Genomic DNA, 26,373 nt, shown 5'->3' with positions numbered 1-26,373 from the left:
TCACGCGTTGACCGGCACGGGGTCCGGGAGGTGCGACCCGGACGGGTCCGGATCCCCGGGCCTGCGGCTGCGGGCCTCCAGGAGCAGCGCGAGCGCCAGCAGGCAGATCCCCAGGCCCAGGAACCCCCAGGGGAGGTAGGAGGTCAGCAGCAGCACCAGCAGGCGGTTGGACTTGACCAGGGCGACCGTGGCGTCGACGTAGTCCGGGCGCATCTTCACATCACCGGCGAACACGGTGACCTTCGCCCGGCCCCCCAGCAGGGTCCCGCCGCGCAGCTCCTCCTTGTGGAGCTCCTCACCGTTGACGGGGGCGCCGGTGACCGGGTCGACCCAGAACATCCGCTTCGTGGTGTACCAGCGGGTGGTACCCGTCTTCGCCACGGACTCCGCGGTGATGCCCTTGACGGGCATCTTCTTGGGCAGCGGAACCTTGGTCCACGGGACCGTCTGCTCGAAGTAGTAGACGTCGAGGCCGTGGAACTTCACGGTGCCCTTGTAGTGGATCGGGGCGGACGTCCGGGACTGCGCGTCGAAGTACTCGTAGTCGCGCTTCTGGGTCAGGAAGGGCCACTTGTACTCGATGCCCGTACGGATGACTGGGTCGCCGTCGACCATCTCGCCGGTCGCGTGCACCGGTGCCTGGCTGTGCGCGTCGAAGATGTAGCGCTCGGGGATCTCCGAGACCATTTTCCCGTCGGGCCCGGCGATGTACGACAGCGTGTCCCAGACGACGACATCGCGTCCGGCGCTCTGCTCGATCCGGTCGGACTCCTCCACGTTGCCCTTGAGCGTCTGCACGATCGTGACCTCGGGGACCTTCTTGGCCTGCATCGTGCCGTAGTCGATGAGGGTCGCGGGCTTCGCCTGGAGCACCTCCTCCTGGTACTGGTTGGCCGGGATCTTGGCCAGCCGGGGGAACGCGTACCAGCGCAGCAGCGGGGACATGGCGGCGCAGAAGACCGCGAACGCGAGCAGCACCAGACTGGCTTTACGACGCATGACCGTCGTCCTCCTACTTCTTGGGACCGGGGACGGTGGTGAGCAGGGGTTTGGGCGAGGTCTTGCCGGTGGGCGAACCGACAGCCGAGATGGTGAGGACGAGGGCGAAGGCCACTGCCAGCCCGATGGCGGCGGCGATGAGGGCGCGCATACTCGGCCTCCTGGAGAATCTGATACAGCGTCAGGGATGGGGCACCGTAGCAACGCAGCCGCGAGATGAGAACACGTCGTACCGAGAAGACATCGCACCGGGCCGCCGGACGGCACCTGCGCGCCGGCACGCAACACCCGTGTCAGGACATGGCGAAGCCCGGCCGGACACCGCGTCGGGTGTCCGGCCGGGCCGGGTCAGGTGTCCAGCCGGGCTGTTACCCGGCGGAGCAGGGTTCCGGGCTGCCGCTCCCGCTCGGTGAGGGCGAGGGCGACGGCGAGCCGCCGGCACTGCCCGAAGGACTGGGCGTCGGTGTCGGCGTGGGGCTCGCCGAGTCCGAGGGAGAGGGCGAAGGTGTCGGGCTCGCACTGTCCGAGGGGGACGGCGAGGGCGACGGGCAGCCGGAACCGCTCGGTGAGGGCGACGGGGACGGCGAACCGCTGCCGGACGGGTGCGGCGAGGGCTTCCCGCTGCCGCTCGGGGTGGGGTGCGGGGAAATCGTCCCCTCACCGGTCTTCGTCGGCTTCGGCTTCGGCTTCGCGGACGGACTCGGGGACGAGGTGGAACCCGCCGGACCACCACCGGGGTGCGAGCCGTTGCCCCCCGTACCGAACCCCTCGCCGTCGGGGCCGGTACCGGCCGGCAGCACTCCCGTGCCGTCCGGGACACCGTGGCTGCCCTTCTTGTAGAACTCGAACCAGGACAGGACCGTACTCAGGTACTCCTGCGAGTGGTTGTAGCCGAGGATCGACTGGTCGAGATCGTGCTTCACCGCCAGATCACGGCTGTCGGCGCAGAGATACCGGCCGGTGGCGAGCGACGCGTCGAAGATGTTGTTGGGGTCCTTCTTCCCGTCGCCGTTCCCGTCCTGCCCCCAGACGGCCCAGGTCGAGGGGATGAACTGCATCGGGCCGACCGCACGGTCGTGCTCCGAGTCCCCGTCGTACTGCCCGTGGTCGGTGTCGGGGATATTGGCGAAGCCCGCGCCGTTGAGCACCGGACCCAGGATCGGCGAGAGCGTGGTGCCCCCGGCGTCCACCCGGCCACCACGCGCCTGACCCGACTCGACCTTGCCGATCGCCGCGAGCAGCTGCCACGGCAGATGACAGGACGGATCGGTACCCGCGACGGTCTGCTCCGCCTTCTTGTACGCGGCCAGCACCGAAGCCGGTATGCCCGCCTCGGCCGCCCCGGCGGGGGTGTTCACCGGAGGCGTCGTGGTCTCCGGGGTGACCAGCGGCGGAAGGTCCGTGAAATACGGCGAGTCGCCGCTCACCGGGGTACCGGCAGGTGGCGTCGCGTCAGCAGCCTGCCGGTTGCCCAGGGGCTGATCGCCCGGACTGCCCACCGCGCCCGGCGCCTGCGAGGCGGTCATCGCCGCCACCGCCAGCGCGGCCATCGTGGTCGCGGTCGCCCCCTTGCGCAGCCGACTGCTGAAATGCGGTGCCATGTACGGGCCCTCCCCTGGACTGCTCGTCGCGCTCCCCGGCGCAGGACTCCGGTGACACTACGACAACTCCCGGCGCCACAACACCGGTCCCTGACCGCTATTCACCGATTCTTCAGCTTCGGACCCCACACAACCCGGACACCTCCGGACGACCCGAACACCCGCCACCCCGACCGGCCCCCCCTGCTCCGCCGGTCAGCGCCCCGGCCCGCTCAGTGCGCGGCGGACTCCCAGTCCGCGCCCACCCCCACCGACACATCCAGCGGAGCACGCAACTGCGCAGCCGCAGCCATCTCCCGGCGAAGGATCTCCTCGACCCGCTCACGCTCGCCCGGAGCGATCTCCAGCACGATCTCGTCATGCACCTGGAGCAGCATCCGCGACGCCAGCCCCGCCCCCGTCAGCGCCCGGTCGACCTTGAGCATCGCGACCTTCACGATGTCCGCCGCCGTCCCCTGGATCGGCGCGTTGAGCGCCATCCGCTCGGCCATCTCACGACGCTGACGGTTGTCACTGTTGAGATCCGGCAGATAACGGCGGCGCCCCAGCATCGTCTCCGTGTACCCCGTGGCCCGCGCCTCCTCCACGACACGCTGCAGATAGTCCCGCACCCCACCGAACCGCTCGAAGAACGTGTCCATCAGCGCACGCGCCTCACCCGCCTCGATATTCAACTGCTGGGAAAGACCGAACGCCGAGAGCCCGTACGCCAGCCCGTACGACATCGCCTTGATCTTGCGGCGCATCTCCGGGTCGACAGCGGACTTCTCCACACCGAACACCTGCGAGGCAACCGTCGTGTGCAGGTCCTCACCCGAGGCGAACGCCTCGATCAGCCCCGCGTCCTGAGACAGATGCGCCATCACCCGCAACTCGATCTGGCTGTAGTCCGCCGTCATCAGCGACTCGTACCCCTCGCCCACGACGAAGCCCCGGCGGATGGCCCGCCCCTCGTCCGTACGCACCGGGATGTTCTGCAGATTGGGATCCGTGGACGACAGCCGGCCGGTCGCCGCGACCGTCTGGTTGAACGTCGTGTGAATACGGCCGTCCGCCGCCACCATCTTGATCAGACCCTCGACCGTCACCCGCAGCTTGGCCTGCTCACGGTGGCGCAACATGATCACCGGCAGATCGTGCTCGGTCTGCGCGGCAAGCCACGCCAGCGCGTCCGCGTCCGTCGTGTACCCGGTCTTCGTCTTCTTCGTCTTCGGCAGCCCCAGCTCACCGAAGAACACCTCCTGCAGCTGCTTCGGCGAACCGAGATTGAACTCGTGTCCCACCGCCGCATGCGCCTCCTTCACCGCCTGCTGCACCGCACCCGCGAACTGCCGCTCCATCCCCTCCAGATGAGCCCGGTCCGCGGCGATGCCATGACGCTCCAGCCTGGCGAGCAACACCGACGTCGGCAGCTCCACCTCATGAAGAAGATCCGCCGCACCGACCTCCTGCAGCCGCTCACCGAACGCCGCACCGAGATCGAGCACCGCACGCGCCTGCGTCATCAGCGCCTCGGCCTCGGCCTGCTCGTCCGAACCGAAAGCGAGCTGCCCGTCCGCCGAAGCAGCCGGAGCCAGCTCCCGGCCCAGATACTCCACCGCCAACGCCTCCAGCGCGAACGAACGCCGACCCGGCTTCACCAGATACGCCGCGAGCGCGGTGTCCATCGTGACGCCCCCGACACTCCACCCGTGCTCGGGGAACACCCGCATCGCGTTCTTCGCACCGTGCATGACCTTCGCGGCGCCCTCATCCGCGATCCACGCCGCGAACGCCCGCTCGTCCGCCTCATCCAGCTGCGCCGGATCGAACCACGCCGCCGCGCCCCCCGCAGCCGCCAGCGCGACCTCACCGACACTGCCCGTACCCAACGCCCAGGACTCGACCGTCGCCACACCCAGCGGCTGCCCGCCGTGCTCGGCCAACCACGGCGCCAGCTCACCGGACCCCAACACCGAACCGTCCAGCTCCACCCCGGCCGCCGGAGCCGCCGGCTCCTCCTCCGCCGCGCCCGGATCAACGGCCAGCAACCGCTCCCGCAGGCTCGGGTTCCGGATCTCCAGCACCTCCAGCACCCCCGCCAGCGCCTCACGGTCGTACGCGACACGCTCCAGATCCGCAGGACCCTTCGGCAACTCCACGTCCCGCACCATCTCGGTCAGCCGGCGATTCAGCCGCACCGCATCCAGATGATCACGGAAATTCTGCCCGGCCTTCCCCTTCACCTCGTCCGCACGCTCCACCAGCTCCGCGAACGAACCGAACTGATTGATCCACTTCGCGGCCGTCTTCTCACCGACCCCCGGAATCCCCGGCAGATTGTCCGACGGGTCACCCCGCAGAGCCGCGAAATCCGGATACTGCTGCGGAGTCAGCCCGTACTTCTCCTCGACCTTCTCCGGCGTGAAACGGGTCAGCTCCGAGACACCCTTCGTCGGATACAGCACCGTGACCCGGTCCGTGATCAGCTGGAAGGAATCCCGGTCACCCGTCACGATCAGAACATCGAAACCCTCCGCCTCGGCACGCGTGGCCAGCGTCGCGATGACATCGTCCGCCTCGAACCCCTCGACCGCGAACCGGTCCACCCGCATCGTGTCCAGCACTTCACCGATCAGCTCGACCTGCCCCTTGAACTCGTCCGGCGTCTTCGAACGGTTCGCCTTGTACTCCGGGAACTCCTCCGAACGCCACGTCTTACGGGACACATCGAAAGCCACCGCGAAATGCGTCGGCGCCTCGTCACGCAACGTATTCGCCAGCATCGACGCGAAACCGTAGACGGCATTCGTCGGCTGACCGCTCGCGGTCGTGAAATTCTCCGCGGGCAGCGCGAAGAACGCCCGGTACGCCAGAGAATGCCCATCCATCAGGAGCAGGCGGGGGCGGGTGCTTGCGGTCTGCTTCGGCGCTGCCTGTGCTGTCTGCGCGGTCTTCGCTGTCTTTGCCACGGAAGCGATCCTGCCACGGAGCACTGACAATCCAGACCTCCGCACACCTCCCCGGAGCACCTGTCGGTGCCGCGTGACAGGATCGGTCACGTACGCCAGATCCGCCCGTTCGAAGGGGAGCGCCATGGCTGCCAAGCCGCCCGCAGGTGACCCGGTCCAGGACGCACCGCAGGTCGCGCCCCCCAAACACGCCGCCGCCGGAATCCCCGCCATCGCCCACACCCTGCAGATCGCCCAACAGCAGATGGGCGTCGTGCGCACCGCCAGGACACTCCTCAAGGTCAACCAGAAGGACGGCTTCGACTGCCCCGGCTGCGCCTGGCCCGAAGGCGACAAACGACACACCGCGGAATTCTGCGAGAACGGCGCGAAAGCCGTCGCCGAAGAAGCGACACTCCGCCGCGTCACCCCCGAATTCTTCGCCGCGCACCCCGTCGCCGACCTCGCCGAACGCAGCGGCTACTGGCTCGGACAACAAGGCCGCATCACCCAGCCCATGCTGCTCCCCGAAGGCGGCGACCACTACGAACCGGTCAGCTGGGACCAGGCCTTCACCCTCATCGCCGACGAGCTCAACGCCCTCGGCTCCCCCGACGAAGCACTCTTCTACACCTCGGGCCGCACCAGCAACGAAGCAGCCTTCCTCCTCCAGCTCTTCGCCCGCGCCTACGGCACCAACAACCTCCCCGACTGCTCCAACATGTGCCACGAGTCCTCCGGCACCGCCCTGTCGGAAACCATCGGCATCGGCAAAGGCAGCGTCTCCCTCGACGACATGCACCAGGCCGACCTGATCATCGTCGCCGGACAGAACCCCGGCACCAACCACCCCCGGATGCTCTCCGCACTGGAGAAGGCCAAAGCCGCCGGCGCCAAGATCATCTCGATCAACCCGCTGCCCGAAGCCGGACTCGCACGCTTCAAGAACCCGCAGACCCCCCAGGGCATGCTCCGGGGCGCAGCACTCAACGACCTCTTCCTCCAGATCCGCATCGGCGGCGACCAAGCACTCTTCCGCCTCCTCAACAAACTGATCATCGAGACCGACGGCGCCACCGACGAACTGTTCGTACGCGAACACACCCACGGCTACCAGGAGTTCGCCGCCGCCGCACGCGCCGCCGACTGGGACCAGACCCTCACCGCGACCGGCCTCGACCGCACGGACATCGAACAGGCCCTCGCCCTGATCCTCGCCTCCAAACGCACCATCGTCTGCTGGGCCATGGGCCTCACCCAGCACAAACACTCCGTGCCCACGATCCGCGAAGTCGTCAACTTCCTCCTCCTGCGCGGCAACATCGGCCGCACCGGCGCCGGCGTCTGCCCCGTCCGCGGACACTCCAACGTCCAGGGCGACCGCACCATGGGCATCTTCGAACGACCCGCCCCCGCATTCCTCGACGCCCTCGACCAGGAATTCGGCATCACCTCACCCCGCCACCACGGCTACGACGTCGTCCGCTCCATCGAAGCCCTGCGCGACGGCAGAGCCAAAGTCTTCTTCGCCATGGGCGGCAACTTCGTCGCCGCCACACCCGACACCCACGTCACCGAGGCAGCGATGCGCCGCGCCTCCCTCACCGTGCACGTATCGACGAAACTCAACCGCTCACACACCGTCACAGGCACCCGCGCACTGATCCTGCCCACCCTGGGACGCACCGACAAAGACATCCGGCCAGGCACCCGCGGCACCAGGAGCACCACCCGGTTCGTCACCGTCGAGGACTCCATGGGCCTCGTCCACGCCTCCCGCGGCAACCTCACCCCCGCAAGCCCCCACCTCCTCCCCGAACCCGCCATCGTCGCCCGCATGGCACGCGCCACCCTCGGCGACCGCACCACCATCGACTGGGAGGAATTCGAGCAGGACTACGCCACGATCCGCGACCGGATCTCCCGCGTCGTCCCCGGCTTCGAAAACTTCAACACCCGCATCGCCGCCCCCGGCGGCTTCGCCCTCCCGCACGCCCCCCGCGACGAACGCCGCTTCCCCACCACCACCGGCAAAGCCAACTTCACCGCGGCACCCGTCGAGTACCCCACACTCCCCGCAGGCCGGCTGCTCCTCCAGACACTGCGCTCCCACGACCAGTACAACACCACGATCTACGGCCTCGACGACCGCTACCGCGGCATCAAGGGCGGTCGCCGCGTCGTCCTCGTCAACCCCGACGACGCCCGCGAACTCGGCCTCCCCGACGGCACGTACGCCGACCTCGTCAGCGAATGGAAGGACGGCGCAGAACGACGCGCCCCCGGCTTCCGGATCGTGCACTACCCCACCGCCCGGGGCTGCGCCGCCGCGTACTACCCGGAGACCAACGTCCTGGTCCCGCTCGACGCCACGGCCGACATCAGCAACACCCCCGTGAGCAAATCCGTGGTGATCCGTCTGGAACAATCTCCCCCCGCCTAAGCGTTTGCTTAAGCGCCCCGGACACCACCACGATCGGAGCCACACCCCCATGGGCGAGCAGACCACCGTGAATTTCCCCCAGGAAGTCATCGACGAGTACGCGGCCCTCGGCGTCGACCTGGTCGCACTCTTCTCCGCCGGGCACCTCGGCGAACGCATGGACGTACGCATCGTCGAAGCCTCCGCCGACCGCGTCGTCGGCACCATGCCCGTCGAAGGCAACACCCAGCCCTACGGCCTGCTGCACGGCGGCGCCTCCGCCGTCCTCGCCGAAACCCTCGGCTCCGTCGGCGCCATGCTGCACGGCGGCCCCGCCAAACTCGCCGTCGGCGTCGACCTCAACTGCACCCACCACCGCGGCGCCCGCAGCGGACTCGTCACCGGAGTCGCCACCCCCGTCCACCGGGGCCGCTCCACCGCCACCTACGAAATCGTCATCACCGACGAACACGACAAGCGGGTCTGCACCGCACGCCTCACCTGCCTCCTCCGCGACGCCAACCCCGGCAACCCCACGGGCTGACACGGAAACCTGACAGCACACGCACCACCCCGGCACAGCGCCCGACCGGTACAGAACACGCCATCGCGCACCACGGCAGCGAGCGGAATCCGTCACTCCCGACGACCGCCACACCACTCCGCCGTCACCCTGCGTCACAGGAACGCAAGGAACGCACGGGTCCGCGACGCCCCCCGCACCCCCACCTCCACCGGGTCCGGGGGCGCCGTCGCCCCAACTCCCTTACACCACAAGGTGACAGCAGCAAGATTGCCTCAAGCCCCTGAGCGGAACTGCGCGTTCTCATCATGTGGGCAGATAGATGGTGACCGCATTCCTCCCAACTGTCCGCTGTAGGACAGCCGTTCAACCCTCCGGGCATAACAAGACAGTCACATCCTGACCCTCTCCGGCCCACACCTCTGCCACCTGCGCTTAGAGTCACGGCCAGTCACCGCGCCGCCGGGCGCGTCTGCAGCACGGCTCAGTACCACCCCAGTACGGCCCGGCGAGACCTACGTCGCCTCAGCAGAGGCGACGCGCCAGGGAGAGGAAACATCGTGCGACACCGTTCGTTGCTCATACTCACCACCGTGCTGACCACCGGAGCACTCACACTCACCGCCTGTGGATCACGCGACAACAAGGACAGCAAGGGCGGCGACAGCAAGACCGAGGTCATCATCGGCGTCGACGCGCCCCTCACCGGAGCGAACTCCGCCACCGGCCTCGGCATCCAGGGCGGCGTCAAGGTCGCCATCGACGACGCCAACAAGAACAACACCGTGCCCGGCGTGAAGTTCGCCATCAAGGCCCTCGACGACAAGGCCCTGCCGCCCACCGGCCAGCAGAACGCCTCCACCCTCGTCGCCGACAAGAACGTCCTCGGCGTCGTCGGCCCCCTCAACTCCGGTGTCGCACAAACGATGCAGCAGGTCTTCGCCACCGCCAACCTCGTCGAGATATCACCGGCGAACACCGCCCCCGAACTCACCCAGGGCAAGAACTGGCAGACCTCCAAGGTCCGCCCCTACAAGACGTACTTCCGCACCGCCACCACCGACGCCCTCCAGGGCGGCTTCGCGGCCCAGTACGCCGGCCAGACCCTCAAGAAGAAGAAGGTCTTCGTCGTCGACGACAAGCAGACCTACGGCGCCGGCCTCGCCAAGCTCTTCAAGTCCAACTTCCTGAAGGCAGGCGGCAAACTCGCCGGCGAAGACCACGTCAACACCGGCGACAAGGACTTCTCCACCCTCGTCACCAAGATCAAGAACTCCGGCGCCGACATGCTCTACTACGGCGGCCAGTACGACGAGTCCCAGATCATCACCAAGCAGCTCAAGGACGCCGGCGCCAACATCCCCCTCATGGGCGGCGACGGCATGTTCTCCCCGACCTACATCAAGACCGCCGGCAAGGCAGCCGAAGGCGACCTCGCCACCTCCGTCGGCGTCCCCGTCGACTCCCTCCCCGCCGCCAAGGACTTCATCGCGAAGTACAAGGCCGCCAAGTACACCGGCGACTACGGGACCTACGGCGGATACTCCTACGACGCCGCCACCGCCATCATCAAGGCCGTCGGCGCCGTCGTGAAGGACGGCAAGATCCCCACCGACGCCCGCCAGCAGATCGTCGACGCCGTCCAGAAGACCGACTTCGACGGCATCGCCGGCCACGTCGCATTCGACCAGTACGGCGACACCACCAACAAGCAGCTCACCGTCTACCAGGTCAAGAACGGCGTCTGGAAGGCCGTCAAGAGCGGCGTCTACACCCCCGCCGGCTGACCAGGAACACCGCACCACCCAGGGCCGCGCGGCCAGGACCACCCGTCACCGCGCGGCCCGCAGTCTCCCCCCGCTCACTTCCCACCCACATGGAGGCCACGCGGTGAACTCCCTGCCGCAGCAGCTGGCCAACGGGCTGTTCCTCGGCTCGATGTACGGGCTGATAGCCATCGGATACACGATGGTCTACGGCATCGTCCAGCTCATCAACTTCGCCCACGGCGAGATATTCATGACCGGCGGCTTCGGCGCACTCACCATCTACCTGTACGTGCTGCCCAACGGCACATCCATGTGGATAGCCCTGCCCGCCATGCTCATCGGCGGCGCCCTCGTCGCCGTACTCGTCGCCGTAGGAGCCGAACGCTTCGCCTACCGCCCCCTACGCGGCGCACCACGCCTCGCACCACTCATCACCGCCATCGGCCTCTCCCTCGCCCTCCAGCAGGCCGTCTTCAACTGGTACCCCGGCGCCGAGAACGCCCGCGTCTTCCCCGCCCTCCCCGGCGGCCCCTACCACCTCGGCTCCGTCACCGTCCAGAGCGGCGACCTCTTCCTCATCATCGCCGCCCCGCTCTGCATGGCCGCCCTCGCCGTCTTCACCCGGACCTCCCGCACCGGCCGCGCCATGCAGGCCACCGCCCAGGACCCGGACACCGCCCAGCTCATGGGCATCGACACCAACCGCATCATCGTGATCGCCTTCGCCATCGGCGGCCTCTTCGCCGCCGTCGCCGGCATCGCCTACGGCTTCAAAATCGGCAACGTCGACTACAGCATGGGCTTCCAGGCCGGACTCAAGGCCTTCACCGCAGCCGTACTGGGCGGCATCGGCAACATCTACGGCGCCATGCTCGGCGGCCTCGTCCTCGGCGTCGCCGAAGTCATGGCCACCGCCTACATCGACCAGGTACCCGGCATGCACCAACTCGGCGGCCAGGCCTGGTCCTCCGTCTGGGCCTTCGTCCTCCTCATCCTCGTACTGCTCCTACGACCACAAGGTCTACTGGGCGAACGCGTCGCGGACAGGGCGTGACCACCATGACCACCAACGCCACCACAGAACCCGCCAAGAGCCCCGAACCCACCGGGCCCCAGCCGCCGATACCGCTCCCCCCGGCCGCCGCCCGCGCACTCACCGCCGTCGGCGCCGTCGCCACCATCATCAGCGCCTTCCTCTCCTGGACCTGGAAAGCGGACTTCGCCGACGACCTCACCTACTCCGGCAACCCCTCCGGCCTCCAGATCCTCATCGTCATCGCCGGCGTCATCACCCTCCTCTACCTGCTCGGCCACCAGAACACCCGCGGACTGCGCTGGCTCAACCCCGGCGCCGCCACCGCCCCCGTGTTCCTCGCCGCACTCGCCGCCTTCGCCGCCGCCTGGTACGTCGTCCTCGCCATCTCCTTCGAACTCGGCGGACTCGTCAACGTCGACCCCGGCGGCTGGATCGCCGTCGCAGGCTCCACGCTCTCCCTCGCCGGAACCCTCGCACTCCCCCGCCCCGGCCCCACCACCAAGCACTACTTCGCCAAAGCCGAAGGCATCCCCGCACCCAAGCGCCTGCCCACCTGGGCACAACGCGTCGTCATCACCGCCGCCACCGCACTCGGCCTGACCGTCTTCACCTACGGCATCGACGTCCCCGACGAACAACCCGAGGTCTTCCTCGCATTCGTCCTCCTCGTCCTCTTCAACGCCTGGGCCCTCTTCAGCGCCGGACTCACCGACCGCTTCTCCCAACTCAACGCACGGCACAAGGGATTCGCCACCTCCATGGCCTTCCTCGCCGCCGCGATCTTCCCCTTCACCCAGACCGAGGACGCCAACGCCAACCTCGGCGTCAGCATCCTCGTCTTCGGAACCGTCGCCCTCGGCCTCAACATCGTCGTCGGCCTCACCGGACTCCTCGACCTCGGATACGTCGCCTTCCTCGGCGTCGGCGCCTACGCAGCCGCCCTCGTCTCCGGCTCCGAATTCTCCAGATTCGCCGGCGTCCAATTCCCCTTCTGGGCAGCCGCCCTCACCGGAATGGCCGCCTCACTGATCTTCGGCGTCCTCATCGGCGCCCCCACCCTCCGCCTCCGCGGCGACTACCTCGCCATCGTCACCCTCGGCTTCGGAGAGATCTTCCGCATCGCCGTCAACAGCATGGACGGCTCCTCAGGACCCGACATCACCAACGGCCCCAACGGAATCCCCTCCATCCCCGACCTCAACCTCTTCGGCTTCAACCTCGGCACAGCCCACGACATCGCAGGCTTCGCCCTCGGCCGCTTCGCCAACTACTTCCTCCTCATGCTGGTCATCACCGGACTCGTCGTCGTGGTCTTCAACCGCGCCGCGGACTCCCGCATCGGCCGCTCCTGGATCGCCATCCGCGAGGACGAAACCGCAGCAACCGCCATGGGCATCAACGGCTTCCGAGCCAAACTCATCGCCTTCGCCCTCGGCGCCACCCTCGCCGGACTCGCCGGCACCGTCAGCGCACACGTGACCTACAGCGTCACACCCGCCCCCTACCAGTTCGCCGGAGCAGCCCCACCCAACTCCGCGTTCCTCCTCGCCGCCGTCGTCCTCGGCGGCATGGGCACCGTCGGCGGCCCCCTCCTCGGCGCCACCTTCCTCTACCTCATCCCCCAGAAACTCACCTTCCTCCGGCAGTACGAACTCCTCGCCTTCGGCATCGCCCTCGTCCTCCTCATGCGCTTCCGCCCCGAAGGCGTCATCGCCAACCGGCGACGCCAACTCGAATTCCACGAGGACGACACCCCCGACCTACCGGAACAGCGCGCACCCGGCGACGACACCGTCCCCGCCGGCACGGCAGGGGCGTGAGGAACGACATGACCACCGAAACCACCGCACAGACACCCCAAGCCACCGGCACCCCGGTGCTCCAGGCCGAAGGCGTCATCATGCGCTTCGGCGGCCTCACCGCCGTACGCAACGTCGACCTCACCGTCAACACCGGAGAGATCGTCGGCCTCATCGGCCCCAACGGCGCAGGCAAAACCACCTTCTTCAACTGCCTCACCGGCCTCTACGTCCCCACCGAGGGCAAGGTCAGCTACAAGGGCACCGTCCTGCCACCCAAGCCCCACCTCGTCACCAAGGCAGGCATCGCCCGCACCTTCCAGAACATCCGGCTCTTCGCCAACATGACCGTCCTGGAAAACGTCCTCGTCGGCCGCCACACCAGAACCAAAGAAGGCCTCTGGTCCGCCATCCTCCGCGGCCCCGGCTTCCACAAGGCCGAAGCGAAATCCCGCGAACGCGCCACGGAACTCCTGGAGTTCATCGGCCTCGCCCACAAGGCCGACCACCTCGCACGCAACCTCCCGTACGGCGAACAGCGCAAGCTCGAAATCGCCCGCGCCCTCGCCAGCGAACCCGGCCTGCTCCTCCTCGACGAGCCCACCGCCGGAATGAACCCCCAGGAAACCCGCGCCACCGAAGAACTCGTCTTCGCCATCCGCGACCAGGGCATCGCCGTACTCGTCATCGAGCACGACATGCGCTTCATCTTCAACCTCTGCGACCGCGTCGCCGTCCTCGTCCAGGGCGAAAAACTCGTCGAAGGCACCTCCGACGTCGTCCAAGGCGACGAACGCGTCATCGCCGCCTACCTCGGCACCCCCTTCGAAGGCGCCCCCGGCGACGAAGAAGCCGCCGAAGTCGAAGCAGCAGAAGCCGAAGCAGCACAACAGAACAGCGCCACCGGCACCGAAGGAGACACCCCGTGACCGCTCTCCTCGAAGTCGAGGACCTCAGAGTCGCCTACGGCAAGATCGAAGCCGTCAAAGGCATCTCCTTCACCGTCGAAGCCGGCCAGGTCGTCACCCTCATCGGCACCAACGGCGCAGGCAAAACCACCACCCTGCGCACCCTCTCCGGACTGATCAAGCCGGCCGGCGGCACCATCACCTTCGACGGGAAACCACTCGCGGGCATCCCCGCCCACAAGATCGTCGCACTGGGCCTCGCCCACTCCCCCGAAGGCCGCCACATCTTCCCCCGCCTCTCGATCTACGAGAACCTCCAGCTCGGAGCGTTCCTGAGAGACGACAAAGAAGGCATCGAGAAGGACATCCAGCGCGCCTACGACCTCTTCCCCATCCTGGGCGAACGCCGAAAGCAAGCCGCCGGAACCCTCTCGGGCGGCGAACAGCAGATGCTCGCCATGGGCCGCGCACTGATGTCCCAGCCCAAACTGCTCATGCTCGACGAGCCCTCCATGGGCCTCTCCCCGATCATGATGCAGAAGATCCTGGAGACCATCGTCGAGCTCAAGTCCCAGGGCACCACGATCCTGCTCGTCGAACAGAACGCGCAGGCCGCGCTCTCCCTGGCCGACCAGGGCTACGTCATGGAGATCGGCAAGATCTCCCTCTCCGGCACCGGCCAGGACCTGCTCCACGACGAGTCGGTCCGCAAGGCGTACCTCGGCGAGGACTGACCCACCACGGACGAAGGCCCGCCCCCGTGCGTCACCGGGGCGGGCCTTCTCCGTACAGAGCGGCGGGCGTCTACTGGCCCTGCTCCTTCGCCGCCTTCTTCTCCTCGGCGTCCTCGATGACCGCCTCGGCGACCTGCTGCATCGACATCCGCCGGTCCATCGATGTCTTCTGGATCCACCGGAACGCGGCGGGCTCGGTCAGCCCGTACTGCGTCTGCAGCACCGACTTCGCCCGGTCCACCAGCTTCCGGGTCTCCAGCCGGAGCGACAGGTCCGCGACCTCCTGCTCCAGGGCCTTCAGTTCGGTGAAGCGGGACACCGCCATCTCGATGGCGGGCACCACGTCGCTCTTGGAGAACGGCTTCACCAGGTACGCCATCGCTCCGGCGTCCCGGGCCCGCTCCACGAGGTCGCGCTGCGAGAACGCGGTCAGCATCAGGACGGGGGCGATGGACTCCTCGGCGATCTTCTCGGCGGCGGAGATGCCGTCCAGGACGGGCATCTTCACGTCGAGGATGACGAGATCGGGCTTGTGTTCCCGGGCCAGCTCGACAGCCCGCTGACCGTCACCGGCTTCGCCGACGACCGCGTAACCCTCTTCTTCGAGCATCTCTTTGAGGTCGAGGCGGATGAGGGCCTCGTCCTCGGCGATGACGACGCGGGTCGTCAGCGGCGGGACGTGCGACTTGTCGTCGTCGGCGACGGGCTGGGGCGACTCGGGGGCGGTCACGGGGGCTCCTCGTTGCGGGGCAGGTGCAGCTCCCAAGAGCGTACCTAGCTGCGGTATGGTGGGGGCGCAGCGGGTCAAGGTTAACCTTCGATCCTGCGGGCCCCGGTAGCCCAATTGGCAGCAGGCAATGGATTCAAAACCCATACAGTGTCGGTTCGAGTCCGACCCGGGGCACTTTTCCTTCGATTCCAAGGTCGCTCGGGAATCGAGAGATTTCACGTGAACGTGTGATCGCATTGCTGTTCCGTCCCGAAGGCGCCAGGCACTCGTCAGGATCGGGCGCATGTACGACATGGACACGCGTAAGCGTGCACTGTCGCTCGTCGCGCAAGGCCGCAGCCTCAACTCCGTCAGCAAAGAAACCGGAGTATCTCGTGCCGCGATCCGCGACTGGCGAACCCGAATAGACCCGCTCCCCCTACTGCGTCGTGAAGCACCGCCCTGCCCCAGGTGCCGTCCTGCGCCAGGCCTTCCTGCGGACACGGCCGCATACGCCTATCTCCTGGGCCTCTACCTCGGAGACGGTTGCATCAGTCAGCATCCGAGGGGCGGGTTCTACCTGCGTATTACGTGTACCGACACATGGCCAGGACTGATCACCAAGTGTCGGGAGGCCATCAAAACCGTCCGGCCGGAAGACTCCGTATCCGTACTGCAACGGCAGGGCTGCGTATCAGTCAGCAGTTACAGCCGTCACTGGCCATGCCTTTTCCCGCAGCACGGCCCCGGCAAGAAGCACGAACGCACCATCGCGCTGACCCCCTGGCAGCTCACCATCGTGGACGGACAGCCGTGGGATTTCATCCGTGGGCTCATCCACTCCGACGGATGCCGGGTGACCAATTGGACCACTCGTATCGTTGCCGGTGCATCCAAGCGCTACGAGTATCCGCGCTACTTCTTCACCAACACGTCCGTCGACATTCTGAGGCTCTTCACCGACACGCTCGACAAGGTCAACGTCGAGTGGAAGTCGGCCCACTACGGCCGGAAGACACACAACATCTCCGTCGCCAAGCGCGCGTCCGTCGCCCTCATGGACCGCCACGTGGGCCCGAAGTTCTGACCCGGGCCGCAGCGCCGCTACTCCGGGGCGTCGTTCTCGCCGATGTGGTGGACGCGGACCAGGTTGGTGGAGCCCGCGATGCCGGGCGGGGAGCCCGCGGTGATGACCACCGTGTCGCCCCTCTGGCAGCGGCCGGTCCTCAGGAGCTGTTCGTCGACCTGCGCGACCATTTCGTCGGTGGAGTCGACGTGCGGGCCGAGGATCGCTTCGACGCCCCAGCTGAGGTTGAGCTGCGCGCGGGTGGCCGGGTCGGGGGTGAACGCCAGCAGCGGGATCGGGGAGCGGTAGCGGGAGAGGCGTCGGGCGGTGTCGCCGGACTGGGTGAAGGCGACGAGGAGTTCGGCGCCGAGGAAGTCGCCCATTTCGGCGGCTGCGCGGGCGACGGCGCCGCTCTGGGTGTGGGGTTTGTTGCGGTCGGTGAGGGGCGGCAGGCCCTTGGCGAGGAGGTCCTCCTCGGCTGCCTCGACGATGCGGCTCATGGTCTTGACGGTCTCGACGGGGTGCTTTCCGACGCTGGTCTCGCCGGAGAGCATGACGGCGTCGGTGCCGTCGATGATCGCGTTGGCGACGTCGGAGGCTTCGGCGCGGGTGGGGCGGGAGTTCTCGATCATCGAGTCGAGCATCTGGGTGGCGACGATGACGGGCTTCGCGTTGCGCCTGGCGAGTTTGACGGCGCGCTTCTGGACGATCGGGACCTGTTCCAGGGGCATTTCGACGCCGAGGTCGCCGCGGGCCACCATGATGCCGTCGAATGCGGCGACGATGTCGTCGATGTTGTCGACGGCCTGGGGCTTCTCGATTTTGGCGATGACGGGGAGGGTGCGGCCCTCTTCTTTCATGACGCGGTGGACTTCGTTGATGTCCTGTCCGGTGCGTACGAAGGAGAGGGCGATGATGTCGGCGCCGGTGCGGAGGGCCCAGCGGAGGTCTTCGGTGTCTTTTTCGGACATCGCGGGGACGGATACGGCGACGCCGGGGAGGTTGAGTCCCTTGTGGTCGGAGATCATTCCTCCTTCGATGACGATGGTGTGGACGCGGGGGCCTTCGACGGAGATGACTTCGAGGGTGACTTTTCCGTCGTCGACGAGGATGCGTTCGCCGGTGGTGACGTCGCGGGTGAGGCCGCTGTAGGTGGTGCCGCAGCTGTTGCGGTCGCCCTGGGCGTCGGGGTCGACGGTGAGGGTGAAGTCGTCGCCGCGTTCAAGGAGTACGGGGCCTTCGGTGAATCGGCCGAGGCGGATCTTCGGGCCTTGAAGGTCGGCGAGGATGCCGACGCTGCGGCCGGTTTCCTCTGATGCTTTGCGGACGTGGTGGTAGCGCTGTTCATGCTCGGCGTAGCTGCCGTGGCTGAGGTTGAAGCGGGCGATGTCCATTCCGGCGTCGACGAGTGTCTTGATCTGCTCGTACGAGTCGGTTGCTGGGCCCAGGGTGCAGACGATCTTTGCTCGGCGCATGGTTCGAGCGTAGGGCTTACCGATGGGTAGGCAATTGGGTGGGGGTGACGGCTCAACCACCTTTGGATGAAGGCTAGTTGACAAGTGTTGAAGTGGGCGGAGTGGTGCTCTGATGAGCGGTTGGTTCAGAGCTGGGGTGGGGTCATGGTGAAGCGGGCGTTTACTTGTGCGTACACGGTCTGACGTTGGGGTTCGAGGTCGAGGGCGGTGGGGGTTTCGTCGGTGCCGCTGTAGGCGGATCGGGTCCGGAGGCCGCCGGGGGCCGGGGGCATTGCGCCGAGGGTGGGGGTGTTCTCGGCGCCGAGGTCGGCGAGTTCGACGAGTGCGGTGAGCCGGGCGCCGAGGGCGTCGGCGTATTCGCGGGCTCGTTGGACGGCGTCCCGGACTGCTTGGCGGCGTGCTTCGCCGTGGGCGGGTGAGGCGGGGCGCAGGGACCACCAGGGTCCGGTGGTGCGGGTCATGTCGTGGTCGGCGGTGCGGGTGGTGAGTTCGCCGAGTGCGGTGAAGTCGTTGAGTTCGACGGTGATGTGGACGCGGCCGTGGTAGGCGCGGATGCGTTCGCCTCTGCTGTGCGGGGTGGTTTCGGGGGTGATGGAGAATGCCCCGTTTTCCACCTTTTCGATGGCTGGTCCGTAGGTTTTGACGAGGGTGAGGAGTTGGTTGTTGCGTCGGGTGAGGTCGTCGAGTGCGGCGCGGCGGTCTTTGCCGCGGGCGCTGACGGTGATGTCGATGCGGGCGATCTCGGGGTCGACTTCGAGGTGTGCTTCGCCGCGTACGGCGACGCGGGGGGTTTCGGGGGTGCCGTAGGGGGGTGCGGGGGCGGGGGTTTCGGAGGTCATGGGTTCCACTGTGGCAGCCCCGGCCGGACGGTGGTCGGTCATCAGATCGAAATGTGCGGGGGGTGTTGCGGGGTGTGGCTCCTGGGTCAGAATCTACGCGCGTTGTGCATCGTGCTGGACAGCATCTACGCGCGTTGTGTTGTGGACTAGGGAGATGAAATGCCGCTCAACCGTAGGACGTTTCTGGGTACTTCGGCAGCCGCCGGCGCCGGTGTGGCTGTGGCTGGGGGTACGGCTGTGCCTGCTGAGGCGCATGGGCGTGGGCCTGGTCAGGGTCATGGGCGTCCGCAGCAGCGGTACTCCTTCACCGTGATGGGGACGACCGATCTGCACGGTCATGTCTTCAACTGGGACTACTTCACGGACAAGGAGTTCGACGACGCGGACCACAACGACGTCGGTCTGGCGAAGATCTCCACGCTGGTGGAGCGGATCCGTAAGGAGAAGGGCCGCCACAACACCCTGATGATCGATGCGGGTGACACGATCCAGGGCACGCAGTTGTCGTACTACTACGCCAAGATCGACCCGATCACGGCGAAGCACGGTCCGGTGCATCCGATGGCGCAGGCGATGAACCTGATCGGTTACGACGCTGCGGCGCTCGGTAACCACGAGTTCAACTACGGTATTCCGGTGCTGCGGAAGTTCGAGGAGCAGTGTCGTTTTCCGCTGCTGGGTGCGAATGCGCTGGATGCGAAGACGTTGAAGCCGGCGTTCACTCCGTATGTCTTCAAGACGTTGCGTACGCCGCACGGTCGTGATGTGAAGGTGGCGATCCTGGGTCTGACGAATCCGGGTATTGCGATCTGGGACAAGGCGAACGTTCAGGGGAAGATGACGTTTCCGGGCCTTGAGGAGCAGGCGGCGAAGTTTGTTCCGCGGCTGCGGTCCATGGGTGCGGATGTGGTGATCGTGGCGGCGCATTCGGGTGCGAGTGGTACGTCGTCGTACGGGGATCAGATTCCGCATGTGGAGAATGCGGCGGGTCTGGTGGCGCAGCAGGTGCCGGGGATCGATGCGATTCTGGTGGGTCATGCGCATGTGGAGATCCCTGAGTCGTTCGTGGTGAACGAGGAGACGGGTAGGAAGGTTGTTCTGTCGGAGCCGTTGATGTGGGGTGAGCGGCTGACGGTCTTTGATTTCGATCTGGTGTGGGAGAAGGGGCGTTGGGCGGTCGAGAGGGCCGGTTCGAAGGTGTTGAACACGAATGCGGTGGCGGAGGATCCGAGGATCACGAAGTTGCTGAAGGATGAGCACAAGAAGGTGGTGGCGTATGTCAATGAGGTGATCGGGACGTCGTCGGTGGCGATGACGACGGCGGATGCGCCGTGGAAGGACGAGCCGATCATTGATTTGATCAATGTGGTGCAGGCGGACACGGTGAGGGCGGCGTTGGCGGGTGGCGCGTATGCGGCGTTGCCGGTGTTGTCGCAGGCGTCGTGTTTCTCGCGTACGGCGCAGATTCCTGCGGGGAGTGTGACGATCAAGGATGCGGCGGGGTTGTATCCGTTCGAGAACACGCTTGAGGCGCGGTTGGTGACGGGTGCGCAGATGAAGGATTATCTGGAGTTCTCGGCTCGGTATTATGTGCAGACGCCGGCGGGTGGGGCGGTGGATACGTCGAAGTTGACGAATGCGGAGGGGACTCCGGATTACAACTACGATGCGGTTTCTGGTCTGACGTATGAGATCGATATTGCGAAGGCGGTGGGTTCGCGGATCGTGAATCTGTCGTTCGGTGGGAAGCCGATTGATCCGGCGGCGAAGTTCGTGCTGGCGGTGAATAACTATCGGGCGAGTGGTGGGGGTAATTTCCCGCATGTGCCGGGTGCTGAGCAGGTGTGGGCGAATTCGGATGAGATCCGGAATACGATCATTGCTTGGGTGCAGGCGAAGGGGACGGTGGATGCGGCGGAGTTCGCGTCGGTGGACTGGAAGTTGACGCGGGACGGGACGCCGGTGTTCTAGGGCGTTTTTTGTGTGTGGGCGGGGTCCGGTTCGGCTGTTGCTGAGCCGGGCCCCGTTTTTGTGTGTGGTGTTTTCAGGTGGCTTCGGTGAGGGGGATGAGGTCGGTGCGGTCGTGTGGGTGCGGGGGGTGGGGGTGGGTGAGGCCGAAGGTGGTGAATGCGGTGCGGTTGGGGAGGGGGTAGGGGTTGGTGCCGGTGAGGGAGTTGAGGATGGTGGCGCTGCGCCAGGCGGAGAGGCCGAGGTCGGGGGCGCCTACGCCGTGGGTGTGGCGTTCGGCGTTCTGTACGTAGACGGCTCCGGTGACGGTGGGGTCGAGGACGAGGCGGTAGTGGTCGTCGATGCGGGGGCGTTGTGAGGTGTCGCGGCGCATGTAGGGGTCGAGTCCGGCGAGCATGGTGTCGAGGGGGCGTTCGCGGTAGCCGGTGGCGAGGACGACGGCGTCGGTGGTGAGGCGGGAGCGGGTGCCTTGCTGGGTGTGTTCGAGGTGGAGTTCGACTCGGGTGGTGGCGACGCGGCCTGCGGTGCGGACGGTGACGCCGGGGGTGAGGACGGCGTCGGGCCAGCCGCCGTGTTGGGTGCGGCGGTAGAGCTCGTCGTGGATGGCGGCGATGGTGTCGGCGTCGATGCCTTTGTGGAGTTGCCATTGTTGGGGGGCGAGGGTGTCGCGTACGGATTCGGGGAGTTGGTGGAAGTAGCGGGTGTAGTCGGGGGTGAAGTGTTCGAGGCCGAGTTTGGAGTACTCCATGGGGGCGAAGGCTTCGGTGCGGGCGAGCCAGGTGATTTTTTCTTGGCCTTCGGGGCGGGCGCGGAGGAGGTCGAGGAAGATTTCGGCGCCGGATTGTCCTGCGCCGATGACGGTGATGTGGTGTGCGGAGATGAGGCGTTCGCGGTTGTCGAGGTATTGGGCGGAGTGGACGACGGGGACGGTGGGTGCTTCGGCGAGTGGTTTGAGGGGTTCGGGGATGTGGGGTTCGGTGCCGACGCCGAGTGCGAGGTTGCGGGTGTGGGTGCGGCCGAGGGCGCGGGCTTCTCCGTCGGTGTCGAGTTGGGTGTAGTCGACTTCGAAGAGTGCGCGTCGGGTGTTCCAGCGGATGGAGTCGATCTGGTGGGCGAAGTGGAGGCCGGGGAGGTTTTCGCTGACCCAGCGGCAGTAGGCGTCGTATTCGGTGCGTCGGATGTGGAAGTGCTCGGCGAAGTAGAAGGGGTAGAGGCGTTCGCGGGCTTTGAGGTAGCTGAGGAAGGACCAGGGGCTGGCGGGTTCGGCGAGGGTGACGAGGTCGGCGAGGAAGGGGACTTGGAGGGTGGCGTCGTCGATGAGGAGTCCGGGGTGCCAGTGGAAGGCGGGGCGTTGTTCGTAGAAGGCGGTTCGGAGTTGGGTGAGGGGGTGGGCGAGGGCGGCGAGTGAGAGGTTGAAGGGGCCGATGCCGACGCCCACCAGGTCGTGGGGCTGGCCTTCGGGGAGGTGTTGGGGGGGCAGGGTCATCGGGGTGCGGTGCCTTCCAGGAGTGCGAGGAGCGCTTTGAGGTCGCCGGTGGTGGTGTGGGGGTTGAGGAGGGTGACTTTGAGCCAGAGGCGGTTGTCGGCGCGGGCGCGGCCGAGGACGGCGCGGCCTTCGTCGATGAGGGTGCGGCGGATGGTGGCGATGGTTTCGTCGTCTGCTCCGGTGGGGCGGAAGAGGACGGTGGAGATGGTGGGGCGGTCGTAGAGCTCCAGGTGGGGGTGGGTTTCGATGAGGTCGGCGAGTTCCTGGGCGAGTGCGCAGGTGTCGTCGATGAGTGCGGCGAGTCCGGTGCGGCCGAGGGCGCGGAGGGTGACGGCCATTTTGAGTACGTCGGGGCGTCGGGAGGTGCGGAGGGAGCGGCCGAGGAGGTCGGGGTGGCCTGCTTCGGTGTCGTCGTCGGCGTTGAGGTAGTCGGCTTGGTGGTTGAGGGCGTCGAGGGTGGCGGGTCGGGGTACGGCGAGGAGCCCGGCGGCGACGGGTTGCCAGCCGAGTTTGTGGAGGTCGAGGGTGACGGAGTCGGCGCGTTCGATGCCGTTGAGCTGGTGTCGGTGGGTTTCGCTGAAGAGGAGGGGGCCGCCGTATGCGGCGTCGATGTGGAGTTCGGCGCCGTGGCGGTCGCAGAGGTCGGCGATTTCGGGGAGGGGGTCGATGAGTCCTGCGTCGGTGGTGCCTGCGGTGGCGGTGACGAGGACGGGTCCGCCGCGGGGGCGGAGTCCGGGGGTGTTTCCGACGGTGAGGGCTTCATCGAGGGCGGCGAGGTCGATGGTTCCGGCGGGTGCGGGGATGGTGAGGGGTGGGGGGAGGCCGAGGAGCCAGGCGGCGCGGGGCAGTGAGTGGTGGGCGTTGGCGCCGCAGATGATGCGGAGGGCGCCGTGCCGTTCGCGGGCGAGGAGCAGCGCGAGTTGGTTGGATTCGGTGCCGCCGGTGGTGATGAGGGCGTCGCCGGTGGGGTAGATCTCGGCGGCGATGGTGCGGGTGACGAGGGCTTCGAGTTCGGAGGCGGCGGGTGCCTGGTCCCAGGAGTCCATGGAGGGGTTGAGTGCGGACGCGGCGAGGTCGGCGGCGGCTGCGAGGGCGAGTGGGGGGCAGTGCAGGTGGGCTGCGCAGTGGGGGTCTGCGGGGTCTGCGGCGCCTTGGGTGAGGGCGTGTACGAGGGTGTGGAGGGCTTCTTCGGCGCCGGTTCCGGTGTGGGGCAGTACGGGGTGGGCGGTGGCTCGTACGCGTGCGGCGACGGTTTGTGGTCCGCCGGCGGGGAGGGGGCCGGCGCGGTCGGTTGCGCCTTGGTGGAGCGCGTCGAGGACGGTGCCGATGAGGGGCCGCAGGGCGCTCGGGCCTGTGGCCCCTCCGGCGAGGGGCGGCGTGCTCATGCGGGTGTCCTTCGTTGCGCGTGGGGCTGTGGCCCCGGCCTGGGTGGGGTACCAGCCTGTTCGGGGGCCGGCCTGTACGGGGAACAGGTGGCGTGCCCGTTGAGCACAACGATGTCGACCCGGAAGTGGTATTGCCTTCGCCGGAGGGGTTGTTGGGCGGTGTCCGGGTGTTATGGGGGGTGTTCGGTCTTGTGTGCGGGGGGTTCGGTTCTTGTTCTGTGTGCGGGTTTCAGTTTCCGCGGATGTCCAGGGCGCGTCGCAGGTCGTCGAGTTGGTCGGTGAGTTTGCGGCGCAGGGCGGGGATCATGTCGGCGTCGCGGAGGCAGGTCTGTCCGTGGTCGAGGGCTTGGGGGGTGATGTCGTAGGCGGGGAATCCGTAGCGGCCTGCGGCTTCGGCGATGGCGGGGCCGCGGCGGTCGGCGAGGGTGACGGCGTCCTGGTAGTAGCGCGGTACGTAGGTGCTGAGGAGGTCGGTCTGTTCGGGTTGCCAGAAGCCTTGGGCGGTGGCGGTGAAGAGGTAGTTGGAGAGGTCGTCGGTGTGGAACATCTGCTGCCAGGCGGTGGCTTTGGCCTGGGGGGTGGGGAGGGCGGCCCGGCAGCGGGCGGCGCCTTCCTGGCCGGTGGCGCTGTTGTCGCGGTCGAGTTCGGCGGTGATGGCGGTTTCGTCGGTGGCGCCGAGGGCGGCGAGGCGGGTGAGGATGCGCCAGCGGAGTTCGGGGTCGAGTTCGGGTCCACCGGGGACGCTGCCGTCGGTGAGCCAGGCCTGGATGCCGTCGGGCTGGGTGGCGGCGTCGATGAAGTGGCGTACGGCGGTGAGGCGCAGTCCGGGGTTGGTGCCGTCTTCGGTGCGGCGGATGAGGGCGCGGCAGGTCGTGGTGAGGGTGGTGAGGGCGGTGGTGCGGTCCTCGGTGGGGAGGTAGCGGTCGGTGATCTGGGTGGCTGCGAAGCTGAGGACGCCTTGGACGACGGCGAGGTCGGTTTCGTGCGGGAGGTGGGTGTGGGCGGCTTCGAGGTAGGCGGTGGGGGGGAGTTCGCCGTCGCGGACCATGTCGCGGGCGGCGTTCCAGATGACGGCGCGGGTGAGGGGGTCGGGGATGCCGGAGAGGGCGTGCAGTGCGGTGTTCCAGGAGGGGGGGTCGAGGCGGACCTTGGCGTAGGTGAGGTCGCTGTCGTTGACGAGGAGGAGGTCGGGGCGGCGGCCTTGGAAGCTGTGGGTGGTGTCGGGGGCCGGGACGTCGAGTTCGAGTCGTTCGCGCAGGACGAGGTGGGCGGGGTCGACGGGGTCGTGGTCGTAGGCGCCGACGGCGATGCGGTGGGGGCGGGTGCCGTCGCGGGTGACGGCGAGTGACCAGGTGTGGTCGGTTTCGGTGATGCGGGGGGTGAGGGTGTCGACTCCGGTGGTGGTGAGCCACTGTTCGGCCCAGGTGTGGACGTCGCGGTCGGTGGCGGAGGCGAGGTTGTCGATGAAGTCGGCGAGGGTGGCGTTGCCGAAGCGGTGGCGGGCGAAGTGGTTGTTGATTCCGGCGAGGAAGTCTTTTTCGCCGAGCCAGGCGACGAGTTGGCGCAGGGCGGATGCGCCCTTGGCGTAGGAGATGCCGTCGAAGTTGAGCATCGCGGATGCGGTGTCGGGGACGGCTGCGGGGTCGGGTGCGACGGGGTGGGTGGAGGGGCGTTGGTCGGCGTCGTATCCCCAGCTCTTGCGGGCGATGGCGAAGTCGACCCAGGTGTCGGTGAAGCGGGTGGCTTCGGCGAGGGTCTGGTAGCCCATGTATTCGGCGAAGGATTCGTTGAGCCAGATGTCGTCCCACCATTGGAGGGTGACGAGGTCGCCGAACCACATGTGGGCCATTTCGTGGGCGATGACCATGCCGCGGGTCTGGCGTTCGGTGTCGGTGACGGCGGAGCGGTAGATGAATTCGTCGCGGAAGGTGACCAGGCCGGGGTTTTCCATGGCGCCTGCGTTGAATTCGGGGACGAAGGCCTGGTCGTAGGAGTCGAAGGGGTAGGGTTCGTCGAATTTTTCGTGGTAGCGGTCGTAGCAGGCGCGGGTGATGTCGAGGATTTCGTCGGCGTCGGTGTCGAGGTGGGCGGCGAGGGAGCGGCGGCAGTGGATGCCGAAGGGCAGTCCGGCGTGTTCGGTGGTCACGGAGTGCCAGGGGCCTGCGGCGATGGCGACGAGGTAGGTGGAGATGGGTGGGGTGGGTGCGGCCTGCCAGTGGCCGGGGGTGTTCTGCCGGGTGATGCCGTTGGCGAGGACGCTCCAGTCTTCGGGGGCGGTGACGGTGACGTCGAAGACGGCTTTGAGGTCGGGCTGGTCGAAGGCGGCGAAGAGGCGTTGGACGTCTTCCATGAACAGCTGGGTGTAGACGTAGGTCTCGCCGTCGGTGGGGTCGGTGAAGCGGTGCATGCCTTCGCCGGTGTGGGAGTAGCGCATGGAGGCGTCGACGTGGAGTTCGTGGTCGCCTTCGGTGAGGCCGGTGAGGGGGAGCCGGTTCTCGGTGAGGGTTTCGGGGTCGAGGGGTTGTCCGTCGAGGGTGATGGAGCGCAGTTCTGCGGGCTTGAGCTCGACAAAGGTGTTGCCGGCGGTGCGTGCGGTGAAGTGGATGACGGTCCGGGAGTCGAAGGTGTCGTCGCCCCGGGTGAGGTCGAGGTCGATCGTGTACCGCTGGACATCGAGGAGCTGGGCTCGGAGCTGCGCTTCGTCGCGCGTCAGTACGGACATGG

Annotated in this window: 19 protein-coding genes and 1 tRNA gene; 10 read left to right on the top strand and 10 right to left on the bottom strand. The window is 67.4% G+C overall.

All coding sequences use genetic code 11. The features are described 5' to 3' along the window. The 4 genes from NBY69_RS25370 to polA all read right to left on the bottom strand — a co-directional run bounded on the left by NBY69_RS25370 (window position 1) and on the right by polA (window position 5,470). Window positions 1-999 carry a DUF3068 domain-containing protein gene (locus tag NBY69_RS25370; protein ID WP_250303792.1) on the bottom strand — a complete coding sequence of 333 codons (999 nt, stop codon included), beginning with the start codon at window positions 997-999 and terminating at the stop codon, window positions 1-3. Between the two features lie 13 nt (window positions 1,000-1,012). Beyond that, on the bottom strand, window positions 1,013-1,150 hold the full coding sequence (locus NBY69_RS25365) for an SPW_0924 family protein (protein ID WP_250303791.1): 138 nt from the start codon (window positions 1,148-1,150) through the stop codon (window positions 1,013-1,015). 217 nt (window positions 1,151-1,367) lie between these two features. Continuing rightward, window positions 1,368-2,600: a hypothetical protein gene (locus tag NBY69_RS25360; protein WP_374211333.1), complete on the bottom strand. Its 1,233-nt coding sequence runs from the start codon at window positions 2,598-2,600 to the stop codon at window positions 1,368-1,370. A 212-nt stretch (window positions 2,601-2,812) separates the two neighbouring features. Continuing rightward, window positions 2,813-5,470: a DNA polymerase I gene (gene polA / locus NBY69_RS25355; protein ID WP_250303877.1), complete on the bottom strand. Its 2,658-nt coding sequence runs from the start codon at window positions 5,468-5,470 to the stop codon at window positions 2,813-2,815. Between the two features lie 205 nt (window positions 5,471-5,675). Here polA and NBY69_RS25350 point away from each other — a divergent pair, with 205 nt between their 5' ends. From NBY69_RS25350 to NBY69_RS25320, 7 genes are all read left to right on the top strand, one after another. Then, window positions 5,676-7,973 carry an FdhF/YdeP family oxidoreductase gene (locus NBY69_RS25350; RefSeq protein ID WP_250303790.1) on the top strand — a complete coding sequence of 766 codons (2,298 nt, stop codon included), beginning with the start codon at window positions 5,676-5,678 and terminating at the stop codon, window positions 7,971-7,973. Window positions 7,974-8,022: 49 nt separating this feature from the next. Then, window positions 8,023-8,496 carry a PaaI family thioesterase gene (locus NBY69_RS25345; RefSeq protein WP_250303789.1) on the top strand — a complete coding sequence of 158 codons (474 nt, stop codon included), beginning with the start codon at window positions 8,023-8,025 and terminating at the stop codon, window positions 8,494-8,496. A 539-nt stretch (window positions 8,497-9,035) separates the two neighbouring features. Further along, window positions 9,036-10,262 (top strand): branched-chain amino acid ABC transporter substrate-binding protein, encoded by a 1,227-nt coding sequence (locus tag NBY69_RS25340; protein WP_250303788.1) that lies wholly within the window; start codon window positions 9,036-9,038, stop codon window positions 10,260-10,262. Window positions 10,263-10,365: 103 nt separating this feature from the next. Next, window positions 10,366-11,298, top strand: a complete 933-nt coding sequence (locus NBY69_RS25335; RefSeq protein ID WP_250303787.1) for a branched-chain amino acid ABC transporter permease — start codon at window positions 10,366-10,368, stop codon at window positions 11,296-11,298. Window positions 11,299-11,303: 5 nt separating this feature from the next. Beyond that, window positions 11,304-13,100, top strand: a complete 1,797-nt coding sequence (locus NBY69_RS25330) for a branched-chain amino acid ABC transporter permease (RefSeq protein WP_250303876.1) — start codon at window positions 11,304-11,306, stop codon at window positions 13,098-13,100. A gap of 8 nt (window positions 13,101-13,108) precedes the next feature. Then, the gene (locus NBY69_RS25325) at window positions 13,109-14,008 is read left to right on the top strand and encodes an ABC transporter ATP-binding protein (RefSeq protein WP_250303786.1); all 900 of its coding nucleotides are present in this window, start codon (window positions 13,109-13,111) and stop codon (window positions 14,006-14,008) included. Further along, on the top strand, window positions 14,005-14,721 hold the full coding sequence (locus NBY69_RS25320; protein ID WP_250303785.1) for an ABC transporter ATP-binding protein: 717 nt from the start codon (window positions 14,005-14,007) through the stop codon (window positions 14,719-14,721). Before NBY69_RS25325 ends, NBY69_RS25320 begins: the two co-directional genes overlap by 4 nt. A gap of 70 nt (window positions 14,722-14,791) precedes the next feature. Here the strand turns inward: NBY69_RS25320 and NBY69_RS25315 are convergent, their stop codons facing one another. After that, window positions 14,792-15,451, bottom strand: coding sequence for an ANTAR domain-containing response regulator (locus NBY69_RS25315; RefSeq protein WP_250303784.1), 660 nt, complete (start codon window positions 15,449-15,451; stop codon window positions 14,792-14,794). Between the two features lie 99 nt (window positions 15,452-15,550). Between NBY69_RS25315 and NBY69_RS25310 the strand changes: the two genes are divergently transcribed. Both NBY69_RS25310 and NBY69_RS25305 read left to right on the top strand, forming a co-directional pair. After that, window positions 15,551-15,625 (top strand) — tRNA-Leu (locus tag NBY69_RS25310). 109 nt (window positions 15,626-15,734) lie between these two features. Then, complete coding sequence (locus NBY69_RS25305; protein WP_250303783.1) at window positions 15,735-16,517, top strand: helix-turn-helix domain-containing protein; 783 nt, start codon at window positions 15,735-15,737, stop codon at window positions 16,515-16,517. Window positions 16,518-16,534: 17 nt separating this feature from the next. Here NBY69_RS25305 and pyk read toward each other — a convergent pair whose 3' ends face one another. Next, the gene (pyk, locus tag NBY69_RS25300; RefSeq protein WP_250303782.1) at window positions 16,535-17,971 is read right to left on the bottom strand and encodes a pyruvate kinase; all 1,437 of its coding nucleotides are present in this window, start codon (window positions 17,969-17,971) and stop codon (window positions 16,535-16,537) included. A gap of 125 nt (window positions 17,972-18,096) precedes the next feature. After that, entirely contained in the window at window positions 18,097-18,810 is a 714-nt protein-coding gene (locus tag NBY69_RS25295) for an SIMPL domain-containing protein (RefSeq protein WP_250303781.1), read from the bottom strand. Window positions 18,811-18,969: 159 nt separating this feature from the next. Here NBY69_RS25295 and NBY69_RS25290 point away from each other — a divergent pair, with 159 nt between their 5' ends. Beyond that, entirely contained in the window at window positions 18,970-20,781 is a 1,812-nt protein-coding gene (locus tag NBY69_RS25290) for a bifunctional UDP-sugar hydrolase/5'-nucleotidase (RefSeq protein ID WP_250303780.1), read from the top strand. A 73-nt stretch (window positions 20,782-20,854) separates the two neighbouring features. Here the strand turns inward: NBY69_RS25290 and NBY69_RS25285 are convergent, their stop codons facing one another. The 3 genes from NBY69_RS25285 to pepN all read right to left on the bottom strand — a co-directional run bounded on the left by NBY69_RS25285 (window position 20,855) and on the right by pepN (window position 26,371). After that, on the bottom strand, window positions 20,855-22,264 hold the full coding sequence (locus NBY69_RS25285) for a lysine N(6)-hydroxylase/L-ornithine N(5)-oxygenase family protein (RefSeq protein ID WP_250303779.1): 1,410 nt from the start codon (window positions 22,262-22,264) through the stop codon (window positions 20,855-20,857). Then, on the bottom strand, window positions 22,261-23,649 hold the full coding sequence (locus NBY69_RS25280; protein WP_250303778.1) for a pyridoxal-dependent decarboxylase: 1,389 nt from the start codon (window positions 23,647-23,649) through the stop codon (window positions 22,261-22,263). The genes NBY69_RS25285 and NBY69_RS25280 overlap by 4 nt, the downstream gene beginning before the upstream one ends. Window positions 23,650-23,878: 229 nt before the next feature. Further along, a complete protein-coding gene (gene pepN, locus NBY69_RS25275; protein ID WP_250303777.1) occupies window positions 23,879-26,371 on the bottom strand; it encodes an aminopeptidase N in 2,493 nt (830 codons plus the stop codon). Window positions 26,372-26,373: the final 2 nt, after the last annotated feature.

Origin of the sequence: Streptomyces sp. A 4/2, from assembly GCF_940670765.1 — a bacterium.
Lineage (GTDB): Bacteria > Actinomycetota > Actinomycetes > Streptomycetales > Streptomycetaceae > Streptomyces.
Note: the sequence above shows the minus strand (reverse complement) of the source record. Positions and strands in the feature narration are given on the sequence as shown.